Origin of the sequence: Flavobacterium sp. WC2430, from assembly GCF_040822075.1 — a bacterium.
GTDB lineage: Bacteria > Bacteroidota > Bacteroidia > Flavobacteriales > Flavobacteriaceae > Flavobacterium.
In genome coordinates, this window is sequence record NZ_CP162007.1 from 1,377,406 (window position 1) to 1,390,799 (window position 13,394).

The 13,394-nt window shown below is 32.4% G+C and carries 9 protein-coding genes; 8 read left to right on the forward strand and 1 reads right to left on the reverse strand.

What is annotated here, in order from left to right; translation table 11 throughout:
- The first annotated feature begins 7 nt into the window (after nucleotides 1-7).
- The 7 genes from AB3G36_RS05935 to queA all read left to right on the forward strand — a co-directional run bounded on the left by AB3G36_RS05935 (nucleotide 8) and on the right by queA (nucleotide 10,944).
- A complete protein-coding gene (locus tag AB3G36_RS05935; protein ID WP_367756969.1) occupies nucleotides 8-2,014 on the forward strand; it encodes a DUF3857 domain-containing protein in 2,007 nt (668 codons plus the stop codon).
- 6 nt (nucleotides 2,015-2,020) lie between these two features.
- Nucleotides 2,021-4,045: a DUF3857 domain-containing protein gene (locus AB3G36_RS05940; protein ID WP_367756971.1), complete on the forward strand. Its 2,025-nt coding sequence runs from the start codon at nucleotides 2,021-2,023 to the stop codon at nucleotides 4,043-4,045.
- 4 nt (nucleotides 4,046-4,049) lie between these two features.
- On the forward strand, nucleotides 4,050-6,038 hold the full coding sequence (locus AB3G36_RS05945) for a hypothetical protein (RefSeq protein ID WP_367756973.1): 1,989 nt from the start codon (nucleotides 4,050-4,052) through the stop codon (nucleotides 6,036-6,038).
- A 6-nt stretch (nucleotides 6,039-6,044) separates the two neighbouring features.
- Nucleotides 6,045-8,033 (forward strand): hypothetical protein, encoded by a 1,989-nt coding sequence (locus tag AB3G36_RS05950; protein ID WP_367756975.1) that lies wholly within the window; start codon nucleotides 6,045-6,047, stop codon nucleotides 8,031-8,033.
- A gap of 1 nt (nucleotide 8,034) precedes the next feature.
- Nucleotides 8,035-8,361 carry a nucleotide pyrophosphohydrolase gene (locus AB3G36_RS05955; protein WP_367756977.1) on the forward strand — a complete coding sequence of 109 codons (327 nt, stop codon included), beginning with the start codon at nucleotides 8,035-8,037 and terminating at the stop codon, nucleotides 8,359-8,361.
- Between the two features lie 110 nt (nucleotides 8,362-8,471).
- The gene (aroA, locus tag AB3G36_RS05960) at nucleotides 8,472-9,689 is read left to right on the forward strand and encodes a 3-phosphoshikimate 1-carboxyvinyltransferase (RefSeq protein WP_367756979.1); all 1,218 of its coding nucleotides are present in this window, start codon (nucleotides 8,472-8,474) and stop codon (nucleotides 9,687-9,689) included.
- A gap of 205 nt (nucleotides 9,690-9,894) precedes the next feature.
- The gene (gene queA / locus AB3G36_RS05965) at nucleotides 9,895-10,944 is read left to right on the forward strand and encodes a tRNA preQ1(34) S-adenosylmethionine ribosyltransferase-isomerase QueA (RefSeq protein WP_367756981.1); all 1,050 of its coding nucleotides are present in this window, start codon (nucleotides 9,895-9,897) and stop codon (nucleotides 10,942-10,944) included.
- A 201-nt stretch (nucleotides 10,945-11,145) separates the two neighbouring features.
- Here queA and AB3G36_RS05970 read toward each other — a convergent pair whose 3' ends face one another.
- Nucleotides 11,146-11,880, reverse strand: a complete 735-nt coding sequence (locus AB3G36_RS05970) for an SIMPL domain-containing protein (protein WP_367756983.1) — start codon at nucleotides 11,878-11,880, stop codon at nucleotides 11,146-11,148.
- Nucleotides 11,881-12,047: 167 nt separating this feature from the next.
- Here AB3G36_RS05970 and kynU point away from each other — a divergent pair, with 167 nt between their 5' ends.
- On the forward strand, nucleotides 12,048-13,322 hold the full coding sequence (kynU, locus tag AB3G36_RS05975) for a kynureninase (RefSeq protein ID WP_367756985.1): 1,275 nt from the start codon (nucleotides 12,048-12,050) through the stop codon (nucleotides 13,320-13,322).
- Nucleotides 13,323-13,394: the final 72 nt, after the last annotated feature.

Here is a 13,394-nt window from a genome sequence, read left to right on the forward strand (position 1 = left end):
TAATCTAATGAAATTTAAACTATTCACTCTTTTATTATTTATGGTTTCTTTTTCTTCCAGCTTATATGCGCAAGAATTTAAGCTAGGTAAAGTTTCCCTTGCGGAACTTCAAGAAAAAAATCATCCAAAGGATACAGCTGCAGTTGCTGCAATTTTATACAAAAAAGGAGAAACTAATTTTGAATATTCAAATGACGCTGGTTTTACTGTAGTTACTACTGTTGATGTTCGTGTTAAAATCTATAAAAAGGAAGGTTATGATTGGGCAAATCAACAGGTAATATTTAGAATGGGAAGCTCTTTTAAAGAAAAAGTCACTTTTTCAGATGCAATTACTTATAATTTAGTTGATGGAAAAATAGAAAAGACAAAACTAAAAAGTGAAGGAGAATTTGAAGAAGTTGTTGATAGATATTGGAGTAAAAAGAAAATTACGATGCCTAATGTAAAAGTAGGTTCAGTAATAGAATACCAATATACTATTAAATCTCCAAACGTAGGTTCCCTTAGAGATTGGTATTTTCAGTCAAGAATACCGGTGAATTATTCTGAATATAAAACTTATATACCAGAATATTATACTTATTCAACCCATTTTAAAGGGTTTGTAACTCCAACAATTACTTCTGACAAAAAGAACAAAGAAATAGTTATGGTTGACAAGGAAATAATTATTGGGCAAGGAACCAAATTTTCGGAAAGAAAGACTTTTTATCAAGAAACGAATACAAACTATGTGGCTAAGAATCTTGCTGCTGTGAATGAAGAGGTTTATGTCAATAATGTCGATAATTATATTAGTAGTGTGTCGTTAGAATTGTCAATGATTAAATCTCCAAACAAACCTTTAGAAATGTTATCTACAGATTGGAAATCAGTTGTAAAGACCATCTATGATTATGAAGATTTTGGCCCTGAATTAAATAAAACAGGCTATTTTGAGGATGATTTAAAGGGTGTTATTGCTGGTTTAACAACTACTGATGAGAAAGTGTCAGCCATTTTTAATTTTGTGAAAAGCAAAGTGAAATGGAACGATTATTACGGGTATTCTTGTAATGACGGAGTAAAAAAAGCCTATAAAGATAAAACAGGAAATGTAGCCGAAATTAACCTAATGCTTACCGCTATGTTGCGCTATGCGAAATTGACTGCCAACCCAGTTTTAGTAAGTACCCGTTCTAATGGAATTGCTATGTTTCCCAATAGAACGGCCTTTAATTATGTTATCGCTGCTGTTGAAACTCCTACTGGGGTTATATTGCTTGATGCTTCAGATAAATTCTCAACACCAAATGTTTTGCCTTTTAGAGCGTTGAACTGGATTGGCAGGTTGGTTAGAAAAGATGGAACATCAGATGAAGTGAATCTAATGCCTAAATCAGTATCCAATACTACAGTAATGATGAATTATTCTATTGATGCTAATGGACTTATAACAGGAAAACTAAGAAAACAACAAACAGATTATAATGCAATGGTTTTTAGGGACGATGTTAATAGCGTTACTGAAGATGCTTATTTAGAGAAGTTAGAAGACAAAAGCAATAGTATTGAAATAAAGGAATATTCTAGAAATAATGAAGCAAATCTTGAATTACCAATAATGGAAACCTATGCTTTTTCGGGAACTAATCTGAGTGAGCTTATTGGAGGGAAAATTTATGTAAAACCCTTGTTGTTTTTTACGGATCTAAAAAATCCTTTTAAACAAGAAGTAAGAGAATATCCTATTGATTATGGATTTCCTTTTTTAGAAAAATATACAATAAATATTAATATTCCTGAGGGATATAAAGTAGAACAGCTTCCAGCTCCAACTGTGATTACAATGGAAGATAACCTAGGAAGTTTTAAATTTATGACCACTTCATCTGATACTTCAATTCAGTTAGCAATTACGCATCAAATAAATGAAGCAATCGTATCTTCAGAATATTATTCCATGCTTAAATCCTATTATCAAGGGATGATTGATAAACAAAGTGAAAAAATAATATTAACAAAAATCTAATTACAAATGCATCTAAAAAAAACTTTCTTGCTTGTTTTATTTGTTTTTCTATTTTATAAAACAAATGCCCAAAATTTCGAATTAGGAAAAGTATCTATTGAAGAACTACAAGAAAAAGCACATCCAAAAGACAATGATGCTGTTGCTGCTGTATTATTTAAAAAAGGAAAAACTAGTTATGATTATTCCAAAAGTAACGGATTTGTAATGACTACTGAGGTGCAAACACGAATTAAGATTTACAAGAAAGAAGGATATGATTGGGCTAATCAAAAAGTAAGATACTATATAGGCAATAGTTCCAAAGAAAATGTCACCTTTTCAGATGCGATTACCTATAATCTTGTCGATGGAAAAATCGAAAAAACAAAACTGAGTAAAGACGGTGAATTTGATGAGGTTGTAAATCGATATTGGGGTCAAAAAAAAATATCTATGCCCAATGTGCAAGAAGGTTCAGTAATTGAATTTGAATATACTATAAAAACGCCTTATGTAGGCAGTCCAAAAGACTGGAGTTTTCAAGCGAGTATTCCAGTCAATTACTCGGAGTATCGTACTTTTATTCCTGAATATTATACTTTTAATGTTAATTATAAAGGATTTATATTTCCAAAAGTAACAGCTGAAAAAAAGGCAAAAGCAGTTCTTTTTTCTACAATGGAAAGAGATGAAGGTGCTGGATTAATGAAAGGACAAGCCAGTAATTACAGTCAAAGTAAATTATCGTACGAAGAAACGAGAACCACTTATTTAGCTGAAAACTTGCCTGCAATGAAAGAGGAAGCGTATGTTAATAATATTGAAAATTATACGTCTAGTTTAATTCAAGAACTTTCTCTTATTAAATATCCAAATCAACCACTGAAATCGTTATCCACCGATTGGAAAGCAGTGGCAAAAACAATTTATGATTATGATGATTTTGGTTTGGAATTGGAAAAAACGGGTTACTTTGAAAATGATGTCAATGCTGTAATCGCAGGTCTAAATACACCAGAAGAAAAAGTGGCAGCCATTTTTAATTTTGTTAAGGCTAACGTAAAATGGAATAATTATTATGGATATTCTTGTAATGACGGAGTTAAAAAAGCCTACAAAGATAAAACGGGGAATATTGCCGAAATTAACCTAATGTTAACCGCTATGTTGCGTTATGCTGGATTAACTGCTAATCCAGTATTGTTGAGTACACGTTCTAACGGAGTTGCGATCTTTCCAAATAGAACTGCTTTTGATTATGTAATAGCAGCAATAGAAACACCTAGTGGATTAGTTTTACTGGATGCTACCGAAAAATTTTCATTGCCAAATGTGCTTCCTCTAAGAGATTTAAACTGGTTTGGTCGCTTAATTAGAAAAGATGGTACATCAACAGAAGTAAGCCTAACTCCAACAACGCTTTCGAGGGAAACGGTGAATATGAATGCTGTTGTAAGTAAAGAGGGTTTTATATCAGGGAAGTTAAGAAAACAATTTACGGATCAAGAAGCATTGTCGTTCCGACAAAAAAATGCAGCAACGAAAGAAGATACTTATTTAGAAGAATTAGAGAGTGATAACAATAGTATTGAAGTCAATGAATATACAAGAGAAAATGATTTAGACTTATCAAAACCTATTGTAGAATCGTATGCATTTAAAGACACTAAGGATTTTGAGAGAATCAATGATAAAATTTATATTACTCCGTCCTTATTTTTAGGAGTCAAAGAGAATCCTTTTAAACAAGAATCAAGAGAATACCCTGTTGATTTTGGTTTTCCTGTTCAAAGTAAATACAATATTACGCTTGAAATTCCGGAAGGATATGTGGTAGAAACCATTCCTACAGGCTTGAATATTGCCGGTGTTGACGGAATAGGAACTTTTAAGTATGTTATTGCCAATACAGGAAATAAAGTGCAAATTATTATGACATCTGAGATTAGTAAAGCTATTGTTGCAGCCGATTATTATCAAGCATTAAAAGAGTTTTTTCAAAAAATACTTGACAAACAAAACGAAAAAATTATTTTAAAAAAAGTATAATTAAATGAAGTATTGCAAAGTTGGAATTGTTTTAGTTGTTTTTCTTCTCTTTTCAAAAAGCAGCGCCCAGAATTTAGAATATGGTAAAGTAACAAAAGAGGAGTTGCAAGAGAAAGTACATCCTCTAGATTCAACTGCAGCAGCTGCAATTATTTTTAAAAAAGCAAGAACCTATTTTGTGTATGAACGAGGAAATGGCTTTTATCTATACCATGATTTTAATATTAGATTTAAAGTGTACAAAAAAGAAGGTTTAAAATGGGCCGACTTTAGCGTCATTTATCTCAATAAGAGAGAGGGGTTTGAGGAAGAAATTGTTAAGTTTTCAAATTGTGTTACTTATAATTTAGAAAATGGAGAATTAAAAGAAACACCGCTCAGAACGGAGGGTAATTTGAAAACTAATATTAATAAATATTGGAATCAGACATTAATTACCATGCCAAACGTAAAAGTGGGTTCCATATTTCAAATCAATTATACTGTGAAATCTAGAAATAATGTGCGGTTTCCCGTATTTAATTTCCAGTATGAAATCCCTGTTAATTATGCAGAATATCAAACAGATATTCCAGAAGTATTCATCTATAAAACACTTTTAACGGGGTATAATAAAGTAGAAGCCACTTCAAAGATTGTAAAAGAAACGGAATCATTTTCTCATAAATACAATCAGCAATCTGATTTTCCGTATAAATATCAATTGGCAAGCTATAAAGCAGAGAATATTCCTGCCTTAAAAGAGGAGGCTTATATTGATAATATAAAAAATTACAGATCTTCCATTCAGCATGAATTAGAGACTACTCGGTTTCCGTTTGATGGAGTAGTTGACTATTCAATGACTTGGGATGGAGTAGCTAAGAATATTTTTGATTACAATAGTTTCGGGAGAGAACTCAATAAAGACAATTATTTGGATGCAGATGTAAAAGCACTCAATTCCAATGTTACTAATGAAATAGATAAGCTGGAAACCATTTTCAAATTTGTTCAAGCTAAAATGAATTTTGATGGAGATTACAGTATTTTGACAGATAAAGGAGTTAAAAAAGCATATAAGGATGGTACTGGAAATACAGCTGAAATAAATCTCATTTTAATTGCAATGCTTAAAAGTGCTGGAATCAAAACTGATCCAGTATTAATAAGTACAATACAGCATGGGGTTCCAGTTTACCCAAATAGGACTGTTTTTAATTCAGTTATTGCAGCAGCAGAAATTGATGGCAAACAAATTTTGATGGATGCTTCCAATAAATATTCTTCAGTTGGTATTTTGCCATTAGAAGATTTAAACTGGACGGGTCGTTTAATAAAGGAAGAGGGAGATTCCCAAGAGATAAATTTAGTACCAGATAAAAATTCCAATGAAAATGTAAATATTGTAGTTGCTTTAGATGCTCAAGGGAAAATGGTTGGACAAACTAGAATTCGCAAAACAGACTATGTAGCTCAAAGGTTTAGAGAGAGTACCGCTTTATTGACTGATGATAAATATCTTGAAAAATTAGAATCTGATTTAGGTGGGATTCTAATTGATGAGTATAAAAAAACGAATGATACTAGTAACTCATCTACTGTCATAGAAAGTTTTAAATTCACATCAAACAAGCATTGTGAAATCATAGCGGGTAAAATATACATAAATCCTTTGTTGTTTTTTAATACTACTCAAAATCCATTTGTGTTGGGAAAAAGACTAATGCCTGTTTATTTTGGATATCCAAAAACGGACAAGTATAATATTAACATTGAAATCCCAAAAGGATATAAAGTAGTTTCTGTTCCGCAGCCCATAAAAATTTCAACAGCTAATTCAGTTGAGTCTTATTCAATAAATATAGCATATGACAATGATAAAATACAAATTGCAATTGTAAAAGAAATAAACTTAGCTGTTGTTCCTCCTGATTTATATGATGCTTTAAAAGATTTCTTTCAAAAAATGATGGAGAAGCAGAATGAAAAAATTGTTTTAACAAAAATCTAATAACAGATGTCTTTAAAAAAAATAGTGTTTATTTTTTTATTTATTTTTTCTTTTTCGAAAAGTGACGCCCAGAATTTTGAATACGGTAAGGCCTCTCAAGAGGAATTGCAACAGAAAGTGCATCCACTAGATTCAACAGCAGCTGCCGCAATTATATTTAAGAAAGGTAGGACGTTTTATACTTATAGAAGAAATAATGGATTTATCTTAAATCATGAATATACTTTTAGAATAAAAATTTATAAGAAAGAGGGTTTAAGCTGGGCTACTTTTCAAGTTCCCTATTATGTAGGGTATGAAAAATACAATGATGATGTAGTTAAATTTTCAAATTGTGCAACTTATAATCTGGAAAATGACATTGTAGTTAAAACAAAGCTTAAAGGAGAAGGGGTTTTTAAGAATGAGATAAATAAGAATTGGGCTGAGGCATCAATTTTGTTGCCAAATGTAAAGGTAGGCTCAGTGATAGAGATCAAATATTTGCTTAAATCAGAAAATTTAGTAAAATTTCCTGTTTATAATTTTCAATATGATATTCCGGTAAATTACGCGGAATACGATACGGAAATTCCAGAATATTTTGTATACAAGCCAATTCTTACAGGATATACAACAATAAAATCAGAGGCTAAATATGCGCAAGGAAGTCAAAATTTTGAAGATGAGCATGGACAATCGGGAGGTTTTCGTTATAGCCAAATAAACAGCAAGTATAGTGTTGAAAATATGCCTGCATTGAAAGAAGAGGCTTTTGTTGACAATATTATAAACTATAAAACAGCGTTGTATCATGAGTTGGAAAGTACTCGTTTTCCTAATGAAAAAGTAAAGGACTATTCGATGACTTGGGAAGGAGTGACAAAAACCATTTTTAAAGATAATGATTTTGGAAAGCAACTGGAGGAGCGAGATTTTTTAATGCAAGACATTAAATTGATTCTTAAAGATGTTGAGGAAAAGAATAAACTAAATGTGATTTTTGAATTTGTAAAAAACAAAATGAATTGGAATAACGAATATGGTTATTTTACTAATAAAGGAGTGAAAAAAGCCTATTTGGAAAAAACGGGTAATTGTGCCGAAATCAATTTCATTTTAATAGACATGCTTAAATTAGCAGGAATAAAAGCAAATCCTGTTTTAATAAGCACGGTAGATCACGGAGTTCCTGTTTATCCGAACCGAACAGTTTATAATTATGTAGTTGCTGCAGTTGAAAGGGAGGGAAAACAAGTTTTATTAGACGCTACTCAAAAATACACCGCCCAAAATATTTTGCCTCTAAATGCTTTAAATTGGAACGGGCGACTGATTAGAGCAGACGGTACGTCGGAAGAAATTATTTTGGCACCCACTTTTCAATCGAATATCAATTATACCGCTTTAGCAAATATTGATTCCCAAGGAAAAATTTCAGGAAAATTAAGAATTCAAAAAACAAATTATGAGGCATATAGTTTTAGAGAAAAAAACAATGCTATCAACACCGATACCTATCTTGAAAAATTAGAAAATGAATTGGGTGGAGTACGCATCACTGATTACAAAATAGAAAATAGAGAAACAGATTTAATGAATCCTATTACTGAAACATTTACTTTTGTGTCCAACAATCATTATGAAAGAATAGGAGGAAAGTTGTTTATTAATCCGTTATTGTTTTTTGCTTATCAAAAGAATCCTTTTGTTATGGAAAAAAGGCAAATGCCAATCTATTTTGGATTTCCAAAACAAATGCGGTACAATTTGACCTTGGAAATTCCAGAAGGATATGAAGTCGAATCATTACCAACAGCTATAAAATTAACTACTGAGGATAATACGGCCGTTTTTAGTATTCTTTCGGCTAGTTCAGGAGATAAAATTCAAATTTCTATAATTAGGGAAATTAATAAAAGTGTTATTGCTCCAAGTTACTATAACACGATAAAAGATTTTTTTCAAAAAATGATTGTTGCACAAAACGAAAAAATTGTTTTAAAAAAAATATAAAATGGACTTGAAAAATTCGCAATTAGACGTAGACAACTGGATCAAAGAACACGGTGTTCGTTATTTTAATGAACTTACAAATATGGCACAACTTACCGAAGAAGTTGGTGAAGTAGCTCGTATTATTGCCCGTCGTTATGGTGAACAATCAGAAAAAGAAAGCGATAAAAACAAAGACTTAGGAGAAGAATTAGCTGATGTCGTTTTTGTCGTTTTATGTTTGGCAAACCAAACAGGAATTGATTTACAAGCGGCTTTCGATAAGAAAATGGATTTGAAATCGGTTCGTGATAAGGATCGTCATAAAAACAACGATAAACTTAAATAATGTGATTTATAAATTATGAATTATAATTGAGGAGTAGTAAATTGCGCCCGAAAGTTTTTGAGTTCAAAGCTACAGCCACAACTCATAATTCATAACTCATAATTAAAACCATGAATTTACTGTTACAAACTACCCATTCCAATTTACAAGCTCAAATTGCTGTTACTGGATCAAAAAGTGAAACCAATAGACTGTTATTGTTAAAAGCACTTTTCCCTAATATAACATTAGCAAATACATCCAACTCTGACGACAGTGAGGTGATGGAAAAAGCATTGAAAGGAAAGGAAGAAATTGTAGACATTCATCATGCAGGAACGGCGATGCGTTTTCTTACTGCTTTTTTTGCAGTAAATGAAGGACGTGAAGTGGTGTTGACAGGTTCACAACGTATGACGGAGCGTCCTATAAAAGTGTTAGTGGAAGCATTGGAACAATTAGGTGCAAAAATCACTTACGAAAAAGAAGTAGGATATCCACCTATTCGAATCAAAGGACAAAAAATTACCGCTTCAAAAGTAAATATTCCAGCTAACGTAAGTAGCCAATACATTTCGGCTTTAATGTTGGTTGCACCAAAATTAGAAAACGGAATCGAAATAAATTTAGTTGGTGAGATCACCTCAGTTCCTTATATCAAAATGACTTTGGCTTTGCTAAATGATTTAGACGTAAAAACAAGTTTTGAAGGAAATGTAATTAAAGTTTTTCCAAAAGCAACAGTAGAGCCAAAAGTAATGACAGTAGAATCCGATTGGAGTTCAGCTTCTTACTTTTTCAGTTTAGTGGCTCTGGCTGATTCGGCTTCAATAACATTAAGTAGTTATAAAGAAAATAGTTTACAAGGAGATTCCGCTTTGGTTGAAATCTATAAACAAATAGGTGTTATATCTCGATTCGAAAATAATACGTTAACATTGACAAAAGACACCAACTTTAAACCGGAGACTTTAAACTTAGAGTTAAACAACACACCCGATATTGCACAAACTATCGTGGTTACTTGTCTAGGACTAGGAATTGGTTGTCATTTAACAGGGCTGCATACCTTGAAAATTAAAGAAACAGATAGACTGGAAGCGCTACGCATTGAGTTGACAAAACTAGGTGCTACTATTTCGGTGACGAATGATAGTTTGACATTAATCGCATCTACAAATATCTATCATAATATTAAAATCGCCACTTATAATGACCATAGAATGGCAATGGCATTTGCACCATTAGCATTAAAAGTGCCAATAATAATTGAAAATGCCGAAGTAGTTTCTAAATCCTACCCTGATTTCTGGGAAGATATGAAAAAACTAGATTTTATTATTTCCTAAGTTTTTCAATATTTATCAATGTTTATGGCATCTAACCCTTTGTGGTTTTAAACTGTAATGTTGTTTGCACAAAATAAACAGCAAAACACTTGACAACGCCTATCTCACAGTCGTATATTTGCATCCGCTTAGTTATTTGATTTTCAATTAACTTTTTGTCACCCTATGCTCGGTCCTAGGGTTCAACTTAAACAAAAAAATAAAGATGAAATTATCACATTTTCAATTTGATTTACCAAAAGAACTTCTTGCAGAATTTCCAGCAGAGAATAGAGACGAGGCTCGTCTAATGGTTATTGATCGTAAAAAACAAACAATCGAACATAAAATGTTTAAAGACGTTATCGATTATTTTGATGATGGTGATGTTTTGATTTTGAATAATACTAAAGTTTTTCCAGCACGTTTGTACGGAAACAAAGAAAAAACGGGTGCTAGAATTGAAGTTTTCTTATTAAGAGAACTAAATGCAGAACAACGTTTATGGGATGTTTTAGTAGATCCAGCTCGTAAAATCAGAATCGGAAACAAATTATATTTTGGTGATGATGACTCATTAGTAGCAGAAGTAATTGACAATACTACTTCTCGTGGTAGAACATTGCGTTTTCTTTATGATGGTTCTTACGAAGAATTCAGAAAAAAATTAACAGAACTTGGAGAAACTCCAATCCCAAAATACATTTCTAGAGACGTAACTCCTGAAGATGCGGAACGTTACCAAACTATATACGCTAAAGAAGAAGGAGCTGTTGCAGCACCTACTGCAGGATTGCACTTCTCTAAGCATTTATTGAAAAAATTAGAAATTAAAGGAATTAAATTTGCTGAGGTGACACTTCACGTAGGTTTAGGAACATTTAATCCAGTTGAGGTAGAAGATTTATCTAAACATAAAATGGATTCTGAGGAATTAAAAATTACTCAAGAAGCGTGTGATATTGTAAATGATGCTAAAGCTAAGAAAAAACGTATTTGTACTGTAGGTACTACTTCTATGCGTGCAGTTGAAAGCTCAGTTTCTTCACATGGAACGCTAAATCCTTTTGATGGTTGGACAAATAAATTCGTTTTTCCTCCTCATGATTTTAGTTTAGCAACGTGTATGATTACTAATTTCCATACACCAAAATCTACTTTATTAATGATGGTGTCTGCATTTTGCGGACACGATTTAATGAAAAAAGCATATGAAGAAGCAATCAAAGAAAAATATAAATTCTATTCTTACGGTGATGCCATGTTGATCATCTAATAAGAAATAAAGGTTAATTCACTAAATCTCGTCAGCAATGGCGAGATTTTTTTTTTGGGGCGTGCCCCAAGGGTCGGGCTATTCGCTACAATCTTATTTAGTATTTCGCTATCGCTCCATAATAAATAAGGATTTTCACTTCACACGAGCGATAGCGAACTGGCGAAGCAATCCCTCACGCAACAATGCATTTAGAATGAATTAGTCTACTTGATACACTAGTTTTACAGTAATGGTCGCGGTTTTGTTTTTGGAACTCGTATTAAAGGAGCCGCCATAAGAAAAATCTTCTGATGAATTTTGGCCAATAATTTGAAAAACACCCATATCTGATTTTTTTAAATTTCCAAGACTGGCATCTGCATTTTCGGCAATGCTCTTTGCTCTTGTACTGGCGTCTTTTGTCGCTTCAGCAATCATCTTGATTTTTAATTCCGCAAGTTTTGTATAATAATATTCGGGAGCACTAGAGTAAAATTCAACTCCGGAATTAATTAACTCAGTAGATTGTCTTGATATTTCTTCAATTTTATTCACATCCTTAGATTGGATATTTACACTTTGAGTTAAAGTAAAACCAGTAAAAATCTGTTGTCTGGTCGTGCCATTTTCATTAAAAGTAGTTTCAAAATCTTTGTTGAAATTCACTGCCGAAAACACCATTTCAGTAGTTTGGATTCCCTTTTCTGTAAGGTATGTTTTTATTTTTTCTCTATCAGCATCAAGACTGGCGTAAGCGTCTTTCAACGTACTGCTTTTTTTAGAAAAGGAGCCATTCCAAACAATTAAATCAGACACAAAATCTTTTTTACCTAGTCCTGTAACACTAATAATATCATTATTTTTATTTCGATTCTGAAAAGCATTCGAAAATAAATAGGCAGAAATCACCATTGCAATGGATAGAATAAGGACATTCAAATTATTTTTAAGCATAGTTTTGTTTTTAAACACAATCAAATATAGTTAAATATTGAACTGGTTTGTAAATATTTAAAGAAGCTTTTACATTTCAATAATTATTTATAGGAATATATTAAGATACTCCATTTTGTAGCAGAATAAATAAAACCTAATTTTACGACACAAATAAAATACATAACATGACTTTCGACAATACTAAAGAATTTGCACAAAAATTAGATGCGCAAGATGCCTTAAATAAATACAGAGAAGAGTTTATTTTTCCAAAAGTAAACGGGAAAAATGTAATTTATTTTACAGGAAATTCTTTAGGACTGCAACCCAAAAGAGCTAAGGCGTATGTTGATGAAGTTATGGACGATTGGGCAAATCTAGCTGTTGAAGGTCATTTTTATGCCAAGAAACCGTGGTGGGATTACCAAGAGCGTTTTGCTGAACCATTAAGTAAAATTGTGGGAGCTTTGCCATCTGAAGTAACGGTTATGAATACGTTGACCGTAAATCTTCATGTATTGATGGTTTCTTTTTACCGTCCTACAAAAACCAGATATAAAATCATTTGTGAAGAAAAAGCTTTTCCTTCAGATCAATATATGTTTCAATCTCAAGTTCATTTTCACGGGTATAAACCAGAGGAAGCTATAGTCGAAATTAAACGTCGAAAAGGAGAACACAACATTCGCATTGAAGATGTATTAGCCAAAATTGATGAAGTAGGAGAGGAGCTGGCTTTGGTTTTAATAGGAGGAGTAAATTATTATACGGGGCAAGTTTTTGACATGAAAACAATAACGGCTGCAGGTCACAAAGTAGGTGCAACTGTAGGTTGGGATTTGGCTCATGCAGCTGGGAATATTAAACTGGAATTACATGATTGGAATGTGGACTTTGCTGCTTGGTGCAGTTATAAATATATGAATTCAGGACCAGGAAATGCATCGGGTTGTTTTGTGCATGAAAAACACCATAACAATCCAGATTTACCAAGATTTGCAGGTTGGTGGGGACATAATAAGGAAAGACGTTTTAAAATGGAACCTGTTTTTGACCCTGTTCACGGTGCAGATGGTTGGCAAATAAGTAATTTGCCAGTCCTTTCTTTGGCTCCTTATTTAGCTTCTGTCGAAATGTTTGATGAAATAGGGATGGACGCTTTAATTGAGAAAAGAGATAGAATAACTTCTTATTTGGAATTTATTCTCCATGAAATAGATAAAGAAGTAGATAGTACTTTCGAAATTATTACTCCAATAAACGTATCTGAAAGAGGATGTCAATTGTCAGTTCTTCTTCATGGTGAAGGACGCACATTGTTTGATTATCTAATGAAAAATGGGGTAATTACGGATTGGAGAGAGCCCAATGTAATTCGTCTAGCGCCGGTTCCTTTGTATTGTTCCTTTGAGGACATGTACAGTTTTGGACAAATTTTGAAAGCGGGAATTCTAAGATAGATATAGAGTTATTAGAATTGTATAAATTTTGCTCGGAATTATGTAAGTTATTATAGGTGGTTAAACCGTTTC

Coding starts and splice junctions, on each gene's coding strand:
- AB3G36_RS05940 (WP_367756971.1), top strand. CDS start 2,021: ATGCATCTAAAAAAAACTTTCTTGCTTGTTTTATTTGTTTTTCTATTT.
- queA (WP_367756981.1), top strand. CDS start 9,895: ATGAAATTATCACATTTTCAATTTGATTTACCAAAAGAACTTCTTGCA.
- AB3G36_RS05945 (WP_367756973.1), top strand. CDS start 4,050: ATGAAGTATTGCAAAGTTGGAATTGTTTTAGTTGTTTTTCTTCTCTTT.
- AB3G36_RS05950 (WP_367756975.1), top strand. CDS start 6,045: ATGTCTTTAAAAAAAATAGTGTTTATTTTTTTATTTATTTTTTCTTTT.
- aroA (WP_367756979.1), top strand. CDS start 8,472: ATGAATTTACTGTTACAAACTACCCATTCCAATTTACAAGCTCAAATT.
- AB3G36_RS05935 (WP_367756969.1), top strand. CDS start 8: ATGAAATTTAAACTATTCACTCTTTTATTATTTATGGTTTCTTTTTCT.
- AB3G36_RS05970 (WP_367756983.1), bottom strand. CDS start 11,880: ATGCTTAAAAATAATTTGAATGTCCTTATTCTATCCATTGCAATGGTG.
- AB3G36_RS05955 (WP_367756977.1), top strand. CDS start 8,035: ATGGACTTGAAAAATTCGCAATTAGACGTAGACAACTGGATCAAAGAA.
- kynU (WP_367756985.1), top strand. CDS start 12,048: ATGACTTTCGACAATACTAAAGAATTTGCACAAAAATTAGATGCGCAA.